Origin of the sequence: Peribacillus sp. FSL P2-0133, assembly GCF_037975445.1 — a bacterium.
GTDB lineage: Bacteria > Bacillota > Bacilli > Bacillales > DSM-1321 > Peribacillus > Peribacillus simplex_E.
Genome location: NZ_CP150254.1, coordinates 3,867,057 through 3,884,739, shown reverse-complemented (window position 1 = coordinate 3,884,739; position 17,683 = coordinate 3,867,057). Strand labels below are relative to the sequence as shown.

20 protein-coding genes are annotated in these 17,683 nt (G+C 41.1%); 16 read left to right on the top strand and 4 right to left on the bottom strand.

What is annotated here, in order from left to right:
- Positions 1-142: 142 nt before the first annotated feature.
- Positions 143-526: a rhodanese-like domain-containing protein gene (locus tag MKY17_RS18625; protein WP_076365383.1), complete on the bottom strand. Its 384-nt coding sequence runs from the start codon at positions 524-526 to the stop codon at positions 143-145.
- 202 nt (positions 527-728) lie between these two features.
- Here MKY17_RS18625 and MKY17_RS18620 point away from each other — a divergent pair, with 202 nt between their 5' ends.
- Both MKY17_RS18620 and MKY17_RS18615 read left to right on the top strand, forming a co-directional pair.
- Entirely contained in the window at positions 729-1,565 is an 837-nt protein-coding gene (locus MKY17_RS18620) for a biotin/lipoate A/B protein ligase family protein (RefSeq protein ID WP_098369826.1), read from the top strand.
- Positions 1,566-1,958: 393 nt separating this feature from the next.
- Positions 1,959-4,529, top strand: coding sequence for a vitamin B12-dependent ribonucleotide reductase (locus tag MKY17_RS18615; RefSeq protein ID WP_098369827.1), 2,571 nt, complete (start codon positions 1,959-1,961; stop codon positions 4,527-4,529).
- A 136-nt stretch (positions 4,530-4,665) separates the two neighbouring features.
- Here the strand turns inward: MKY17_RS18615 and MKY17_RS18610 are convergent, their stop codons facing one another.
- The gene (locus MKY17_RS18610; protein WP_098369828.1) at positions 4,666-4,851 is read right to left on the bottom strand and encodes a hypothetical protein; all 186 of its coding nucleotides are present in this window, start codon (positions 4,849-4,851) and stop codon (positions 4,666-4,668) included.
- A 137-nt stretch (positions 4,852-4,988) separates the two neighbouring features.
- On the opposite strand from MKY17_RS18610, the gene splB reads away from it, so the two are divergent.
- Complete coding sequence (gene splB / locus MKY17_RS18605; protein ID WP_098369829.1) at positions 4,989-6,014, top strand: spore photoproduct lyase; 1,026 nt, start codon at positions 4,989-4,991, stop codon at positions 6,012-6,014.
- An 85-nt stretch (positions 6,015-6,099) separates the two neighbouring features.
- Positions 6,100-6,981: a patatin-like phospholipase family protein gene (locus tag MKY17_RS18600; RefSeq protein ID WP_098369830.1), complete on the top strand. Its 882-nt coding sequence runs from the start codon at positions 6,100-6,102 to the stop codon at positions 6,979-6,981.
- Between the two features lie 23 nt (positions 6,982-7,004).
- Here the strand turns inward: MKY17_RS18600 and MKY17_RS18595 are convergent, their stop codons facing one another.
- Together MKY17_RS18595 and MKY17_RS18590 are read right to left on the bottom strand one after the other, a co-directional pair.
- Positions 7,005-7,379 carry an SA1362 family protein gene (locus tag MKY17_RS18595; protein WP_081395494.1) on the bottom strand — a complete coding sequence of 125 codons (375 nt, stop codon included), beginning with the start codon at positions 7,377-7,379 and terminating at the stop codon, positions 7,005-7,007.
- A 138-nt stretch (positions 7,380-7,517) separates the two neighbouring features.
- The gene (locus tag MKY17_RS18590) at positions 7,518-8,471 is read right to left on the bottom strand and encodes a DUF1385 domain-containing protein (protein WP_098369831.1); all 954 of its coding nucleotides are present in this window, start codon (positions 8,469-8,471) and stop codon (positions 7,518-7,520) included.
- A gap of 334 nt (positions 8,472-8,805) precedes the next feature.
- On the opposite strand from MKY17_RS18590, the gene MKY17_RS18585 reads away from it, so the two are divergent.
- The 12 genes from MKY17_RS18585 (at position 8,806) to MKY17_RS18530 (ending at position 17,501) form a co-directional block, all read left to right on the top strand.
- Entirely contained in the window at positions 8,806-9,318 is a 513-nt protein-coding gene (locus MKY17_RS18585) for a YqhR family membrane protein (protein WP_098369832.1), read from the top strand.
- Positions 9,319-9,412: 94 nt separating this feature from the next.
- The gene (gene aroQ / locus MKY17_RS18580; protein ID WP_076365401.1) at positions 9,413-9,859 is read left to right on the top strand and encodes a type II 3-dehydroquinate dehydratase; all 447 of its coding nucleotides are present in this window, start codon (positions 9,413-9,415) and stop codon (positions 9,857-9,859) included.
- Positions 9,860-10,921 carry an aminopeptidase P family protein gene (locus tag MKY17_RS18575; protein WP_098369833.1) on the top strand — a complete coding sequence of 354 codons (1,062 nt, stop codon included), beginning with the start codon at positions 9,860-9,862 and terminating at the stop codon, positions 10,919-10,921. It abuts the gene before it with no gap.
- A 26-nt stretch (positions 10,922-10,947) separates the two neighbouring features.
- Positions 10,948-11,505 (top strand): elongation factor P, encoded by a 558-nt coding sequence (efp, locus tag MKY17_RS18570; protein WP_034308328.1) that lies wholly within the window; start codon positions 10,948-10,950, stop codon positions 11,503-11,505.
- 778 nt (positions 11,506-12,283) lie between these two features.
- Complete coding sequence (spoIIIAA, locus tag MKY17_RS18565; RefSeq protein ID WP_098369834.1) at positions 12,284-13,216, top strand: stage III sporulation protein AA; 933 nt, start codon at positions 12,284-12,286, stop codon at positions 13,214-13,216.
- Positions 13,209-13,724 (top strand): stage III sporulation protein SpoIIIAB, encoded by a 516-nt coding sequence (gene spoIIIAB / locus MKY17_RS18560; RefSeq protein WP_098369835.1) that lies wholly within the window; start codon positions 13,209-13,211, stop codon positions 13,722-13,724. Before spoIIIAA ends, spoIIIAB begins: the two co-directional genes overlap by 8 nt.
- A 21-nt stretch (positions 13,725-13,745) precedes the next feature.
- A complete protein-coding gene (gene spoIIIAC, locus MKY17_RS18555; protein ID WP_034308319.1) occupies positions 13,746-13,949 on the top strand; it encodes a stage III sporulation protein AC in 204 nt (67 codons plus the stop codon).
- A gap of 14 nt (positions 13,950-13,963) precedes the next feature.
- The gene (gene spoIIIAD / locus MKY17_RS18550; RefSeq protein ID WP_094246647.1) at positions 13,964-14,353 is read left to right on the top strand and encodes a stage III sporulation protein AD; all 390 of its coding nucleotides are present in this window, start codon (positions 13,964-13,966) and stop codon (positions 14,351-14,353) included.
- Between the two features lie 33 nt (positions 14,354-14,386).
- Complete coding sequence (gene spoIIIAE / locus MKY17_RS18545) at positions 14,387-15,595, top strand: stage III sporulation protein AE (RefSeq protein ID WP_098369836.1); 1,209 nt, start codon at positions 14,387-14,389, stop codon at positions 15,593-15,595.
- A 16-nt stretch (positions 15,596-15,611) separates the two neighbouring features.
- Entirely contained in the window at positions 15,612-16,220 is a 609-nt protein-coding gene (gene spoIIIAF / locus MKY17_RS18540; RefSeq protein WP_098369837.1) for a stage III sporulation protein AF, read from the top strand.
- A gap of 7 nt (positions 16,221-16,227) precedes the next feature.
- Complete coding sequence (spoIIIAG, locus tag MKY17_RS18535) at positions 16,228-16,899, top strand: stage III sporulation protein AG (protein WP_063233088.1); 672 nt, start codon at positions 16,228-16,230, stop codon at positions 16,897-16,899.
- Between the two features lie 14 nt (positions 16,900-16,913).
- Positions 16,914-17,501: a SpoIIIAH-like family protein gene (locus MKY17_RS18530; RefSeq protein ID WP_098369838.1), complete on the top strand. Its 588-nt coding sequence runs from the start codon at positions 16,914-16,916 to the stop codon at positions 17,499-17,501.
- The last annotated feature ends 182 nt before the right edge of the window (positions 17,502-17,683 follow it).

The window sequence follows — 17,683 nt, the reverse complement described above, 5'->3', positions numbered from 1 at the left end:
AAAATCCCTGCCTGCCGGCGGGGATTTTTCATGTTTATGTAAGAATTCATTAAAGTTCAACAGTTAACTTTCATTTTCCTAGAGCCCGCATGATGCACAAGAATGCTTTTTAATTTAAAAGAGCCCATGCGGTGATGGGGTCTTATTTCTTTGCTTTGATTTTCCCGGTCCACATCTTGAAACCGCCCTTTAGGTGAAAAAGTTCCCTGTAGCCCTTTTTGTATAGCATGGCTGCAGCTCTTCCGCTGATGATTTCGCTTTGAGCATACAAATATACAGGCTTGTCCGGTCTAATTTCGACCAAGCGGGTTTTCATTTGAGTCATAGGGATGTTTCTTGCGCCTAAGATATGACCATTATCGAAATCATTCGGTTCCCGCACATCGATTAGCTGCACTTTTCTGTAGTTAGCGATAAATTCGTCCTGTGTTAATGTTTTAACGATTTTACGCTGGCGGTACCAATTAAAAAGTGAATACGCAATAACCACTCCCAAGATGATGAGCAGTGTATATAATATTTCCAAACATAAAAACTCCCTTCTACCTTAACGAATACAGACAATCTTTATTATATAATTGCTTTACCCAATAATCAAAAAGAATTTTCATCAAATTCTTCATCGACTTGATAGCACTTTCTTTTTTAGAGTGTTAAAGTCTGTTAAACTACTACATGTGAGTTTTTGTGGGGGAATGAAAAACAGTCTATTGAAACGAGGGGTAAGGATGACTAAAGAAAAATGGGGTTTTATAGATTCGGGGTATTGTTCACCGGCTTTTAATATGGCGTTGGACGAAGCACTGTTAAACTGGCAAAGCAAAGCTGAAATTCCGCCAATTATACGCTTTTACGGCTGGGATCCAGCGACATTGTCGATTGGTTATTTTCAAAAGGCTGAAGCGGAAATTGATTTGGAAGAGGTCAAAAGGCAGGGCCTTGGTTTTGTTCGCAGGCCGACAGGAGGACGAGCGGTACTGCACGAGCATGAATTGACTTATAGCGTAATCGTTCCAGAATCCTATCCGGGAATGCCAACTACCGTTACTGAAGCATATCGTGTCATTTCTGAAGGAATATTAATGGGGTTCAGGAATCTGGGATTGGATGCTTATTTTGCCGTGCCTAGAACCGATCAGGAAAAAGCGGCTTTAAAAACGCCCAGGTCTTCCGTCTGCTTTGATGCTCCAAGCTGGTATGAACTGGTCGTCGAGGGCAGGAAGGTCGCTGGCAGCGCTCAAACCAGGCAAAAAGGCGTCATCCTTCAGCACGGTTCCATTTTGCTTGAACTTGATGATGATAAGCTCTTTAGCGTATTTAAATTCTCAAATGACAGGGTTAAAGAGAGAATGCAAAAAAATTTAAAAAATAAAGCTGTGGCCATAAATGACATTGCCGGAAGAAAGATTACCATACCTGAAGCGAAAGAAGCTTTTGAAAAAGGTTTTGCGGAAGGACTTTCGATCGAGTTAGAGCCATACGTCCTAACTGAAAAGCAATTGCTGGAAGTGAAGGCCATTGCAGAAAGCAAATATGAAAGCGATGAATGGAATTTCATGAGATAGACGAAGTGGGATAATTAGAGTGATTAAATAAAAAAGTTTTTTCAGATTTTTTTGACCAAATAAGCTATCCCTTGCAGGGATAAGCCCTAAAAGGGATGGGGGAAAAAGCAAGGTCCAAATTAATTGAAATCTGATGAAAAATTATTGTAAATCGACATTTTCCTCCCTTTTACTAACTATATTAATTGATTTATCGTTTGACAAAATTAAAAGTTATTCAAAACAAACACAATATATAGTAGTTGAAATATTTAATACGACACTATATGTTGATTTTTGAGTTTCGCTATGATAAATTTAGGGTACTTGTTAAGCGAAACGGACATGTAAGGCTACATAAGGATTTTTGCGGCAGCAAGAACGGATCTTGAAACATATAAAGGAGAGGGAATTATGTCGGTTGTAATAAAAGAAGCTTTAAAGGTTGATCTAGAAAGGTTGAATAAGGATATTTCTTTATTTCCCCAGGTTCACCCTGTAACTGCTGATATGAAAATGGCGCATAAGGGAGTGTCCCGTCTAGTCATGCTTGACCGCTATTCTTTTAAGGATACTGAAAAAATCACACTCTCGGCAGGCGATTTCGTCGTGTTGACGATTAAGGAAGATCCGAAATTCCCGGCAAGGGGTCTCGGTTACATCGTTGAAATTGATTGGGAAACCAAAAAAGCCAAGGTATTGGTGGATGAAGAATTCCGTGGCGTATTGGATAATCCGGAAGAAGTGGAGACGGGAATTGTAAACCGTCCGTTGGATATAATTGAAAAGCCGCTTGAAATATACTATGAACAAATTGCGAAACGTAATGCAACGGGCTTGGCATCAGTGGAAACCACGGAAGAAAAAAGAACGGAATGGTTCAATAAATTCTATGAAGAATTAAAGAACCTTAATTTTGTCCCGGCAGGACGAGTATTGTACGGTGCAGGTTCCAATACGGACGTTACTTATTTCAACTGCTATGTAATGCCATTCGTCCCGGATTCACGTGAAGGGATATCAGAACATAGGAAACAAGTGATGGAAATCATGAGCCGCGGCGGCGGAGTGGGTACGAACGGATCGACACTGCGTCCAAGAAACACTCTGGCAAAAGGGGTGAATGGAAAATCCTCGGGTTCAGTTTCATGGCTTGACGATATTGCGAAACTGACGCATCTTGTTGAACAGGGCGGTAGCAGACGCGGCGCGCAAATGATCATGCTTGCTGATTGGCATCCTGATATTGCGGAGTTCATCATTTCCAAAATGCAAAATCCAAGGATTCTGCGTTACCTAGTGGAAAACACTAAAGATGAAGCCATCAAGAAATATGCGACTGATAAATTGAAATTCACGCCGCACACGGAACAGGAAACGGCTATGTATCAAGGGATCATCAATTATAAGGAGATTCCTGGCCAAGGTGGATTTAGCGAGAAAATCATTAGGGATGCAGAAGAAAAGATCCGTACAGGTGGAACGTATAGTGTCCATAATTCGGATTTTCTGACTGGAGCCAATATCTCTATTTGCCTGACTAAGGAATTTATGGAAGCAGCGGAACAAGATGCGGAATACGAATTGCGTTTTCCTGATGTAGAGAGCTATAATGCCGAGGAAATGGCCATTTACAATGAAGAATGGCATAATGTCGGTGATGTTCGTGAATGGGAGAAAATGGGTCACAAAGTCCGTGTTTACCGTAAAATCCGAGCTAAAGAGCTTTGGAACTTAATAAACATTTGTGCCACATATTCTGCTGAACCAGGTATTTTCTTTATCGATAATGCTAATGAAATGACGAATGCCAAAGCATACGGTCAGCAGGTCGTAGCCACGAACCCTTGTGGCGAACAGCCATTGGCCCCATATTCGGTTTGTAACCTTGCGGCAGTCAATCTGGCTGAAATGGCTGATAAAGATAGCAAAACGGTCAATTTCGAGAAGCTTAAGCAAACCGTCGAAGTCGGTGTGCGTATGCAGGACAATGTCATTGACGCAACTCCTTATTTCTTGGATGAAAACAAAAAACAGGCACTGGGTGAGCGACGGGTTGGACTTGGTGTAATGGGTCTGCATGACCTGTTGATCTACTGTGAAACGGAATATGGCTCTGAAGAAGGAAATATCCTGGTTGACAAGGTGTTTGAAACGATTGCGACTACAGCTTACAGGGCTTCCGTGGAACTCGCAAAAGAAAAAGGCAGTTTCCCGTTCCTGATTGGGGCAACGGACAAAGAAACCAATGAGCTTAGAACACGTTTCACACAAACCGGATTTATGGAAAAAATGCCGGAAGATATCAGGGAAAGTGTTGCTGCACATGGCATCCGTAACTCTCATTTATTGACAGTGGCTCCTACAGGAAGTACAGGAACGATGGTTGGGGTATCAACAGGTCTTGAACCATATTTCTCCTTTACGTATTTCCGCAGCGGCCGTCTGGGTAAATTCATTGAAGTGAAGGCTGACATTGTACAGGAATACTTGGACCGTCATCCAGAAGCCGATTCAGAAGAGCTTCCAAAATGGTTCATTTCCGCTATGGAATTAGCTCCAGAAGCACATGCTGATGTTCAATGCATCATTCAGCGCTGGATTGACAGCTCGATCAGTAAGACAGTCAACGCTCCAAAAGGATATACTGTCGAACAAGTTGAAAAAGTATATGAACGTCTATACAAAGGCGGAGCAAAAGGCGGTACTGTATATGTGGATGGCAGCCGTGACAGTCAGGTCCTTACGCTTAAAGCGGAAGAAAACCAAATGGACGAGCAGCTTGAAATGGATGAATTGACAGATGTGGAAGTTAAGAAAAAAGTTGTATTGGTCGATACGATAAATGAACTGCGTTCGACGAATGTTACAATTGGATCGGAAGTGGGTAACACTTGCCCGGTCTGCCGTAAAGGTGAAGTCCAGGAAATGGGCGGATGCAATACTTGCACGAATTGCGGAGCGCAATTAAAATGCGGGCTATAAGCTGATGGATGGGAAGTCGTTAAGTATGCTGCAAAGCTATCTTAACGGCTTTTTTCATATATGTGGGGTAGTAACAGTCTGTTCAGTTACATAGAAGACCGAATCATCGTAAATTCGGTCTTCCTTTTGCGTTCAATCAACCATTTTCATTTTGCTGCCCTATTTCCTTTTCAGCTAGATATTGGTTGCCATCTTTCAATACCGAAAATTCATCGACCGAGTCTCCAGGTATATTCCTTGGATTTGGAAATTTATTATCTGTTTGGACGGTGATCGCTTGTTTCCCCGTTCCATTTGTCAAGAAGTCTCGTTTATTAACCATATCGCATCTCCTTCATTTTGAATTTCCAAGTAAAAACAATCATGAGGCTAACAGAATAAAGAAAAACTATCCTTATAATATAGATTGTGTAGTTCGATTGAAAATATGAACAAATCGATAAAAGATTGGAGATCGAAATGAAACCATTTATGCCACAGTTAGTATATATTGAGCCAAGGGCACTGGAATACCCGCTTGGCCGGGAGTTAAAAAAGAAATTCGAAGATTTGAACATTGAAATCCGTGAGACCACATCGCATAACCAAATTAGGGATCTTCCTGGAGAAAATGATCTGCAAAAATATCGTGTCGCAAAATCAACGCTTGTGGTAGGAATCAGAAAAACATTGAAATTCGATTCCTCAAAGCCATCTGCTGAATATGCCATACCTCTTGCTACAGGGTGTATGGGGCATTGTCACTATTGTTATTTACAGACCACACTCGGATCAAAACCATATATTAGGACATATGTGAATCTTGATGAGATTTTCGAAGCAGCCGAAAAATATATAAATGAGAGAAAGCCTGAAATTACTCGTTTTGAGGCAGCCTGTACATCGGATATCGTGGGAATTGACCATTTGACACATTCGTTAAAAAGGGCCATAGAATATTTTGGGAAAAGTGAATATGGGGTTCTAAGGTTCGTAACTAAATTTCATCATGTCGACCATCTATTGGATGCTGAACATAATGGAAAAACAAGATTTCGCTTCAGTATAAATTCACGTTATGTGATAAAGAATTTCGAGCCCGGCACTTCGAGCTTCGAAGAAAGGATGGAAGCGGCACGTAAAGTGGCAGGTGCCGGATATCCCCTCGGTTTTATCGTAGCTCCAATATATCGTCATGAAGCATGGAAGGAGGGCTACCATGAATTATTCGAACGGTTGAGTGAGGCTTTAAATGGGGTGGATATCCCTGACTTGACTTTCGAATTAATTCAGCATCGGTTTACTGGCCCAGCAAAAAAAGTGATTCAAAAAAACTACCCTAAAACAAAATTGGAACTGGACGAAACGAAGCGTAAATATAAATGGGGCCGATATGGAATTGGTAAATATGTTTATCAAAAAGACGAAGCCGCAGAACTGGAAACGACTATTCGTGGGTATATAGCGGAATTCTTCCCTAAAGCGGAAATTCAGTATTTTACCTGAATCAAGGCATTTTTCTATTTAAAACTGTCATAAATCGCTCTAATCCTGCTTAGAAATGTAAAGACCGGATTAGGGGAGGGCAGCTATGATTATTGACGGCGTTTTTTCCGGAGGCGGGATTAAAGGCTATGGTTTAGTGGGAGCCCTGCAGGAATTGGAAGAACGGGGATTTGTATTCCATCGAACAGCCGGTACGAGTGCAGGGTCCATAATTGCAGCTTTCGTAGCAGCTGGGTACACAGGTAAAGAAATGGAAAAGCTTTTTCTTGATATAGATTTAAGCGGCCTGCTGGACAAAAGGCGTGGTCTTTTGCCTATCCCGTTTGCCGAATGGCTCCTTTTATATTGGAAACTTGGCCTTTATAAAGGCAACGCACTGGAGACATGGGTCGCCGGTAAACTTGCCGAAAGGAATGTAGTCACCTTTAAGGATATTCGACCGAAATCCCTCCGAATCATAAGCTCTGACATTACAAATGGGAAATTGGTGGTACTGCCTGATGATTTACCGAACTATGGCATTGATCCGAGCACTTTTCCAGTGGCAAAGGCAGTAAGAATGAGTTGTAGCATTCCTTATTTTTTTGAGCCAGTCAAACTTGATGTCGGAAAAAGCAAGTTCCTTTTTGTTGATGGAGGTGTGTTAAGCAATTTTCCAATGTGGCTATTCAATTCAGATCATGTAAGAAAGGAAAGGCCGGTCATCGGCTTGCGGCTAAGTGTCGATGAGATATGGAAACCGCATAAGGTGGATAATGCGGTTGAATTGTTCTCCGCATTATTCAAAACGATGAAAGATGCCCATGATGCACGGTATATTTCCAAGAAACACGTCCATAATATTGTATTTATCCCGATGAAGGGAATTTCTGCAATGGATTTCAATCTGAATGATGAAAAAAAAGGTGAATTGATGAATCGGGGAAGGCAGTGCACGAAAGAATTCCTAAAAAAATGGACTTATTGATTATAAAAAGAAAAATCGGGCTCTTAAAAAGAAGCCCGATTTTTCTTTTTATTCTTTTTCCCTTCGATGACGGTTAAGTGACTATCCGTTTTCTTTCTCCATTTTATTTTCTTTGATGATTTTGCTGCAGAGAAGCTAGCCACATTATCTTTTTTCGAAGTTCGGTTTTTTAGCCTTTTTTTCGATTGGCGGGCAGCCTTTCGGAATGCTTGCTGCTCTTTCTTAACTGGTTTTCCCTTTGTTAATCCGGTATAAATCATATAAATAATCCCTGCGACAATGGCTATTATGAGAATGTTTCTAAAAAAGCCAATCGGGTCATTAAATAGTCGGCTCATTAGTCCGAGGACTCCGAGGGCGATGATTCCGTATATCATGAAAGATATGAAACGTTTCAACAAAGACACCTCCTTAAGAGCATCATAAGCATTATTAGCTTATTTTAAACATCGTTAATGTAAAATATTTGAAAAAAAGTAAAAGGCATTCCCATAGTTAGTATATGATTTTCCATAATCAAAATGTGTATAGATGTTTTACACAATTACATCGGATTCTAAACTTTTTTCTGTCTCTTTTTCCATCCTTAACAGTTCATGGAAGGATGCTAATGCGACTTCGACTTGATCATCGGTGGGAGCCTTGGTCGTCAATAACTGAAGCCAAAGTCCAGGGTAACCAAGGTAGCGCAGAACAGGAATATCCTTTAATTTGTTCGTTGCCTGCAATACCTCGAAGGCAATGCCTAGCACGACGGGGATAAGCAAAATGCGATTGACGACACGAACCCATAACGGATCCGTTGGTACGAGAAGATAGATAAACATCCCTACAATGACAGTAAATAAAATAAAACTGCTGCCACAGCGATAATGAAGGCGGGAACTTGCCTGCACATTTGCCACAGTCAATTCTTTTCCGCTTTCGAAGCAATTGATCACCTTATGCTCAGCTCCGTGATATTGAAAGACCCGCTTGATTAATGGCGTCAAGGAAACTACATAAATATATACGAGCAGTAAGATCAGCTTGAACAAGCTTTCCACTAATACCTGAGCCGTATGGCCACTGAAAATGGGTTCTGTCAATTTTGCGAGGAAGACAGGAACCAAGGTGAAAAGCAATTTCCCAAATAGGAAGGAGATCACACCGATCACGGCAACACCTAGCCAAAGACTTAATTTAGAGGGTTCTTTCGTTTCTTGTTTCGTTTCGACCTGTTTTTCCCCGTCTTCTTCTTCATACTGTTCTGTGGAAAAGTTCAGATGTTTCGAGCCGGTGGCACTTGACTGGATCAATGATACGATCCCCCGTAGAAACGGTATTTTTTTCATAAGCTTTACAGCAGGCTTCGATTCACGCGGTAAATGATAATAAGCGATCGTTGAATCTTTGCGGCGTACCGCAGTGACTGTGTGATGTTTGCCCCCAAACATGACGCCTTCCACTACAGCCTGCCCTCCATAAACGGGTTTTTGAACCTCAGACATTTCTACACCAACCTAATAGTTATTCACGTAGCTCTCTCAAGGGTGCTAACATGTTTATTATCAAGCATCACAAGGGTTTAAAGGTGTTCCAATAAAATTGAATGGAAGCTTTAACCCTGCGATTACTTTATGAATGTTGAATCACAGGAAGATAGTATCCTGTGTACATTATAATCTTCAACAGAGGATGGGTATTTTCCTCTGAAAAAAGTAGATTATTTATGATTTAATCATACAGAATAAATCACAAAACCTCTAGTGATTCTCCTTCCTAAGAATAAAAAAAAATAGTTCTAATTAACAAAGGGCATACTACGTAGCGGAGGTGATTGATATGTCTTCTAATGAAAATGGACAAATTCAACAGGAATATCAAAGCATGTTAATCTACAATGTACTTGCTGTCGGTTTTGTTGGGGGGGCTTTAGCCAGTTCTATCGGAATCATTGCCCATTATTTTAATTTTATGGATTTTAGCCCAAAATTCATACTAACTTCATGGTCCAACATGACCTGGATCGATCATTGGCTCGGTACGGTAATGACCATAATTTTATTCGGAATTCTATCCGTGGGGATCGCTTTTATATACTATAGTCTTTTTAAAAGGATGAAGAGTATTTTTTCGGGTGTTTTTTTCGGAGTGGTTTGCTGGGCTTTGATGGTATTTGTCCTAAAACCGATGTTCGTCGATTTGCCAACCTTTTCTAAGATGTCAGCAAATACGGTTATAACAAGTGTCTGCATTTTTATTATATACGGTCTTTTTATAGGGTTTTCTATATCATACGATCATCAGGAGTATATACGTCAAAAAAACAAAGCCGAGAAGCAATCGGAAAGCTGATTGTTTCTTGGTTGTAAAAAAGTAGTAAGACAATTTGTAATTATGATAGAATGTTCATGGAAAGCATTCTTTTAACATGAGCAGGTGTTTGATGATGACAAAAATTTTACTAATCAATGGTCCGAATTTAAATCGCTTGGGGAAGCGGGAACCTGCGCATTATGGATCCTCGACGCTTGCGGATGTGGAAGCGCAATTAATGCAGCAAGCTCAAGGGTTAAATGTGGAATTAACCTCTTTTCAGACTAACCATGAAGGAGCAATTATCGACAAGCTCCATTGGTCAGAGGATCATGGGATCGACGGGATTATCATTAATCCTGGAGCTTTTACTCATTATAGCTATGCGATTCGTGATGCAATAGCCGGAATTGATGTTCCAGTGGTGGAAGTGCATATTTCGAACATACATGCCCGTGAAAGCTTTCGGCATGAATCAGTGACCGCGGCGGTATCGGCGGGACAGATTGTCGGCTTGGGGATACACGGATATGAATTGGCGTTGCAGGCGATCACAAAGATTGCAAAGGGGAGAAATTAAATGAATAAACTAATGCGCTTAAGGGCCTCAATGGAAAAGGTGGGCATTGATGGTTTTTTGATCACCAGTACATATAACCGCCGATTCATGACCAACTTTACGGGAAGTGCAGGCGTTGTCCTTATTTCCCAAAAAGAAGCTAAATTCATCACTGATTTCCGATACGTGGAACAAGCGGGCAAGCAGGCACCGGATTATGAGATCGTTCAACACAAAGGAACCATCATCGAAGAAGTAGGCAAGCAGGCTAAAGCGATGAATATCGGCAAGCTGGGCTTTGAGCAAGAGCACCTGACTTATGCTACATATAAGGCATACGAAGCGGCCATTGATGGTCAACTTTCGCCGGTGTCGGGTGTTATTGAGAATTTACGCTTGATAAAGACTTCATCAGAGATTAAGATATTAAAGGAAGCGGCTGCTATTGCTGATGCTGCGTTTACACATATTCTGGATTTCCTGCGTCCAGGGATCTCGGAACTGGATGTATCCAATGAACTTGAATTCTTTATGAGGAAACAAGGGGCAACTTCTTCTTCCTTCGATATCATTGTAGCATCCGGCATAAGGTCCGCACTTCCACATGGAGTGGCTACGGATAAAATCATCGAAAAAGGCGATTTTGTCACATTGGATTACGGGGCATACTATAACGGGTATGTGTCTGATATCACTCGGACATTAGCAGTTGGCAAGCCAAGTGAAGAACTTATTAATATTTATGACATTGTTTTGGAAGCTCAACTGCGAGGAATGGCTGGGATCAAACCTGGTATGACTGGCAGGGAAGCGGATGCACTAACTCGTAATCTAATTGAAGAAAAGGGATATGGGCAGTATTTTGGTCATTCGACCGGACATGGAATCGGTCTTGAAGTACATGAAGGTCCAGCATTATCCTTAAGGTCTGATATCATTTTAGAACCAGGTATGGCTGTAACCGTTGAACCGGGCATTTACTTACCGGGTGTAGGCGGAGTGCGGATTGAAGATGATACAATCGTTACAATTGAAGGTAACGAAGCACTTACTCATTCAACCAAAGAGTTAATCATTCTGTAAACATGTACATGTAGGAGGACAAATTTATGATTTCTGTAAACGATTTTCGCACGGGTGTTACAATTGAAGTAGATAATGGAATTTGGCAGGTTATCGAGTTCCAACATGTTAAACCTGGTAAAGGTGCAGCTTTTGTACGTTCTAAACTTCGTAACCTTCGTACGGGTTCAATTCAAGAGAAAACATTCCGTGCTGGTGAAAAAGTCGCTAAAGCACATATCGAAAACCGCAAGATGCAGTACCTTTATGCAAGTGGAGATAGCCATGTATTCATGGATAACGAAACGTATGACCAAATCGAACTGCCTGCTTCAAGCATTGAACGTGAACTTAAATTCCTTAAGGAAAATATGGAAGTACATATCATGACTTTCCAAGCGGAAACACTTGGGGTCGAGCTTCCAAACACAGTTGAACTTGAAGTGGCGGAGACTGAGCCGGGAATTAAAGGAGATACATCTTCAGGCGGCACGAAATCAGCCGTACTTGAGACGGGCCTTTCGGTTCAAGTTCCATTCTTCATCAACCAAGGTGACAAATTATTGATCAACACTAATGAAGGTTCTTACGTATCACGTGCATAAATGAAAGGAGGCCGAGATTAATTTCTCGGCCTCAAATTGTAGACAAAAAGGTTTCGGAATGGTCTTATTCCGAAACCTTTTTGATTTTTTATTGGATTGGACTTCATGATGACGCAGATGATCTGCTTCTTCCATTTATTCTTGCCAAATATGGAGTGTCACCACTTTCTGATGATCCTTACTTTCTGTACACTGTGATAAAAATGAACGAGTCGCACAAATGGATTAGGATGATTTGTACACACGATAGCCCTCTTTAATCTCCATTTTACAAGCTGGCTCCATTTGGTCTAAAGTAATCATTTCAAGCTGATCTCGCTGAATAGAATCATGTTTTAAAAAGAATCCTTATCACCTCAAGTTTTTTCATCCGCCTATTTTAAAAAGACTGTAGGAAGGGGTCTATCTTAATGTTAAACCAAAGTTGATTGGGAACGGAAGGTACGAGACTCCTGCGGGAAAAGCGTGTCCAAGGGAGACCCCACAGGCGCAAAGGCGCCGAGGAGGCTCCCGGACCGCCCGCGGAAAGCGAGTGCCTGGAGTGGAAATCAACGTCCAAATTGTACAAGCCATAAAAAAACTTAGGCAAACTCGTTTTCTTCGAATTTGTCTACAGACTGTAGACCGAGATTAATTTCTCGGTCTTTTTTTGTTTTTTTTTTTATCTCGGAAGATATAAAAAATCAATAATAGGTCTGTTTCTTTAATAGCCTGTCATCATTATGGGCTTGTCGGCATATATTTTATTGAAAGTGGTGTATACAGGAGGATTGTCAAAATGGAAACGATTCTTTCTTTTTTACCGAAAAAATTAAACGAGCAACTCCGGGGTATGACACCGATGATGATCGATAAGATGGAAGAGCTGCGAATTCGGGTTGGAAGGCCGCTTGAGGTCATTGTAGGAGGGGAACCATACTTCTTTTCCTATGAAGTGACCCATCTGGATGCAGATCAATTATTGAATCAAATAGGCCAATTTTCGTTATATACACTTGAGGAAGAATTAAAGCGAGGTTATATAACCATAGCGGGCGGACATCGGGTGGGGCTTGCTGGGAAGGTGATCCTTGAAAATGGGTCGGTCAAAGCGATCAGGGATATATCCTCATTCAATATTCGGGTTGCACGTGAAAAAATAGGTGCAGCTGAACCACTCACTTCATATTTATTTGACGGGGAATGGCAGCATACTATGTTGATCGGTGCTCCGCAAACGGGAAAAACGACCATATTACGTGATATTGCAAGAATGATATCCAGTGGTAATGAAAAACGCGGCATTGCTCCTCAAAAGGTGGGGATAGTGGACGAGCGCTCGGAAATTGCCGGATGTGTTCATGGAGTGCCGCAACTCGAATTTGGAACAAGGGTTGATGTGCTCGATGGATGTCCTAAAGCGGAAGGGATGATGATGATGATCCGTTCAATGTCCCCGGATGTATTGATCGTGGATGAAATAGGTCGTGCAGAGGATACACAGGCTGTGCTGGAAGCGGTGAATGCAGGTATTAAACTCATGATAACCACACATGGCCATACACTGGGTGAGATTAAGAAGCGACCTTTTATCGCGGAAATATTAAAGCAAAACATCTTTGAACGTTTTATAGAATTACAGAGAAGTAAATCCGGTAAGAGGAGCTACAAAGTCCTTGATGCAGCGGGGGTTCCCATTTTCTTGGGAGAAGGTGTGAGCCCGCATGTTTAAGATAATAGGAGCAGCGATAATTATTATTGCAACGACATGGGCAGGTTTCGAAGCTGCGAAAAAATTAAGTATGAGGCCTCGTCAACTGAGACAGCTGAAAGTCGCCATGCAATCGCTTGAAGCTGAAATCATGTATGGTCATACACCTTTGAAAGAAGCAGCAAGGAAACTTTCTAAACAGATGGCTAAACCTTTATCCATCTTTTTCGATACATTTGCAAATCGACTCGAGTCAGGTGAGACCACCGTCAAAGAAGCATGGGATGATAGTTTGAAGAAAATATGGCAATCCCTTGCTTTACAACAGGGAGAATTCGAGATTCTTTCACAGTTTGGGGAGACGCTTGGAAAAAGCGATAAATATCATCAGCAAAAGCAAATCATGCTAACGATGGCACATTTGGAACGGGAAGAGAGCGATGCACTCGACCGCCAGGGAAAATATGAAAAAATGATGAAAAGTCTTGGTTTTTTATCAGGGCTATTATTGATCATCTTGCTGATGTAGGAATATGTGGGGGGAATGAAAATGGGCATTGATGTGGACATCATATTTAAAATAGCGGGTGTTGGGCTAGTTGTGGCATTTCTTCACACGATACTCGATCAGGTTGGGAAGAAGGAATATGCCCAATGGGTGACACTTTTCGGATTTATCTATATTTTATTCATGGTTGCTTCTGTTGTAGAGGATTTATTTCAAAAAATTAAATCTGTATTTCTATTTCAGTAAGGGAGGGATTCGCGATTGAAATCATAAAAATCGTGGCCATTGCCCTAGTTGCCACCTTTTTGGCACTGATCGTCAAAGAGCAAAAACCAAATTTCGCATTCCTGCTAGTCGTTTTTGTAGGATGCTCCATCTTTCTTTTTTTAGCTGACAAAATATACGAAATCATTTTAATGTTAGAAAAAATTGCAGTTAATGCGAATGTAAATACCGTGTATCTAGAGACCATCTTAAAAATAATCGGAATTGCCTATATTGCAGAATTCGCTTCTCAAATTACAAAAGATGCGGGGCAAGGTTCGCTCGCTTCCAAAATAGAATTGAGCGGAAAAATCTTGATTCTTGCCATGGCGATTCCGATTTTGACGGTCATTATCGAAACGATTTTACAGATGCTCCCTAGTTAATGGATTACTCCTACTAGTCAATGAGGTGAATGTATGAAGCAGCGGATGCCTTACTTATCCATTCTATTCGTTTTACTCTTTTTTTTGCATGCATCTATTGGACAAGCTGCCGAAAATCCAGAAAATGGTGAAATCGATCAAGAGCCGATCATGCAGTCCGAACTGGTACAAGCCCAAATAGAAAGGCTTGGTGTTGATGAACTCAAACAATATTGGGATGACATCGTTACGGAATACGGAGGATTCTTACCGGAAAGCCAGAAAGGGAGCTTCATGGATTTTGTAAGCGGCGATAAGAAATTTTCCTTTGAGCAATGGATAAAGGGAATGACAAAATTCATTTTTCATGAACTGCTCGTGAATGGAAAGCTGCTGGGATCACTCATTTTATTAACCGTTTTCAGCATGTTCCTCCAATCTTTGCAGAATGCGTTCGAGCAAAGCTCCGTAAGTAAGGTCGCTTATGCAATCGTTTATATGGTTCTGATCATTTTGGCACTTAACAGTTTTCATGTGGCGATGGAATATACAAAAGATACGATAGATTTGATGATTTCCTTTTTAATGGCGCTCATCCCTTTACTCTTGGCATTGATAGCTGCTTCAGGCGGACTTGTATCGGCAGCATTCTTTCATCCGGTATTGATGTTTTTGATGAATACAAGCGGCATCTTGATCCAGTTTGTCGTCCTTCCGTTATTATTCTTTGCAGCGATTTTAAGCATAGTCAGCACGCTGACCGAACATTACAAAGTGACTCAGATGGCACAACTTCTCCGTAATTTTGCCATCGGTATCCTTGGAGCATTCATGACCATATTCCTTGGTGTGATCTCCGTTCAGGGAGCATCCTCAGCTGTAGCTGACGGAGTGACCATCAGGACAGCCAAATTCGTGACAGGTAACTTTATACCGGTAATAGGGCGCATGTTTACCGATGCAACGGATACCGTCATCAGTGCCTCCGTCCTATTGAAAAATACAGTGGGCTTGTCAGGCGTCATCATTCTCTTGCTCATTACCACATTTCCCGCCATAAAAATCTTGATGATTTCTTTTGTATATAAATTGGCAGCGAGTCTTTTGCAGCCGCTGGGCGGAGGACCTGTTATAAAATGCCTTGACATTATAAGTAAAAGCATGATTTATATTTTCGCTGCATTGGCCATTGTCTCACTCATGTTTTTTTTAAGTGTCACGGTAATTATCGCCTCTGGAAACATTACCCTGATGGTTCGTTAGAAAGGAGGAGGGCTTGGTGAGTTTTTTAGCTGGCTGGGTATCCAACATCATCATATTTGTATTGCTGGCTACTGTGATTGATATGCTTCTTCCGAATTCAGCTTTACAGAAGTATGCAAAAATGGTCATCGGACTTTTACTGATTGCGATCATCATCACTCCTATATTGGGATTATTCAATATGGATTTCGACGATATTCTCACTGCGGCTACTAGTGAATTTGAGGATCAGGAAAAAAAAGATTTAGGAAATTTGACAGAAATGAAGAAAAAAGAAATACAAGCTACCCAGGGTGCATATATTTTAAAACAAATGGCTGTTGACTTACAGGCAGAAGTGGAAGAGGAGCTGATGGTGGATTATAACATGAAGATTAGTTCAATTGATGTAGGGGTCAAGAATGAGGAAGAACCGGGTGTTGATGATCTGCAGAACATAACCATCTCATTGGAAAAGGCAGAAGGGAAAGAAAACTCGGAGATAGAGGCAGTAGCGAAGGTTGATATCAATGCAGATAGCCCATCCACTTCGAATGATGCCAATCTGGATGCTGTCAAAAGGTTTCTGGCAACAAGTTGGTCTGTTGATGAAGAAATCATTGAAATCGCCGGGGAAAGGAAGTGACTGAGTATTGAACAAAGACAAAGGTCCATTATCCTGGCTGCAAAAACTATTAAATAAAGACCCTGACCAAAAAGAGCCTAAGGAAAAAAAACCTTCCCTGTATGTCTATGCTCTAATAGTTGTCCTTTTGGGAGCGGGAATCATGATGGCCGGGAATTTGTTAACCACCAACCAGACTGGACAAACACCTGAAGTGAAGACTGTATTCAATAATGATAAACAGCAGGATGATGAGGGGGATGTTGAAACATTCGGGCAGAAGAAATCAGAATTCAAGACAACAAAAGACTATGAAATATATCTTCAGAATGAAATGAAGGAAGCGCTTGAATCCATCGCAGGCGTCCAGGATGTAAAAGTCGTAATTTACGTCGATGCATCCGAGAAAAAAGTATATGAAAGAAACAAAGTCACCCAAAAACAAGTCACTGAAGAAACCGACCAGGAAGGCGGCAAAAGGACGGTCGAAGACACATCTGTTGATGAACAGCTAGTTTTGGTCAAGAGCGGTGAAAAAGAAGGACCGATCATTTCGGAAACGAAAAAACCTAGTGTACGAGGAGTTCTGGTTGTCGCTAAAGGGGCCGAAAACATTCAAATAAAGAAGTGGATCATCGAGGCTGTCACACGCTCACTTGATGTACCGAGTCACAGGGTTTCTGTCATGCCTAAAAAATAAGGGGGAAAATCTACATGTTATTAAAAAAACAAACCGTTTGGTTATTGACTATGCTAAGTCTGGTCGTTGTGCTTTCAGTCTATTATTTAACCGCTCCTGAAGAAAATGCCGCCGATATGACGGCAACAGAGCAACAGGAAGGAAATAAAACAGAAACTAAAACAGAGAACAAAGCAGATACAAAAGAGGAAAATAAAAGTGAAAAAGAAACGTCCAAAAATACAGAAGGTTCCTCTGTAACCATTGCATCTGGAGATGAGTTCGAATCGTTAAGGATGCAGATTGAAGATGAACGGGCGAAGCTGAATGAAGAATTGACTGCAAAGATGGGCAATACAGAACTATCAGCTGAAGAAAGAGACGAGGCTTATGCAAAAATCGAACAATTAAGTGAAACGAAAGTAAAAGAAAATATCATCGAAAACTTAATAGTTGCCATGGATTACAATGCCGCACTGGTCCGGGTGGACGGTACGGATGTAAAGGTGAGTGTCAAGGCTGATAAACAGACGAAAACAGAGGCCAATAACATTATCCGCCTCGTAAGGAAAGAAGTGAGCGATGCACAAAATGTTGTGGTCGATTTCCAACCGGAAAAGTAAACACACTTACAGAAAATAATGCTGATACAGAACAGTTCAACGTCATAAAATTTTGAAAGCCCCCTTAATAAAAAAAAGGAGGCTTTTTTTATTATGTTTTTTAACTATCTTACAATCTGGAAACTTTAGAGGAAAAGTTTTTTTATGTCAATTGGCATAAGGAACTCAAATAAAAATGGTGA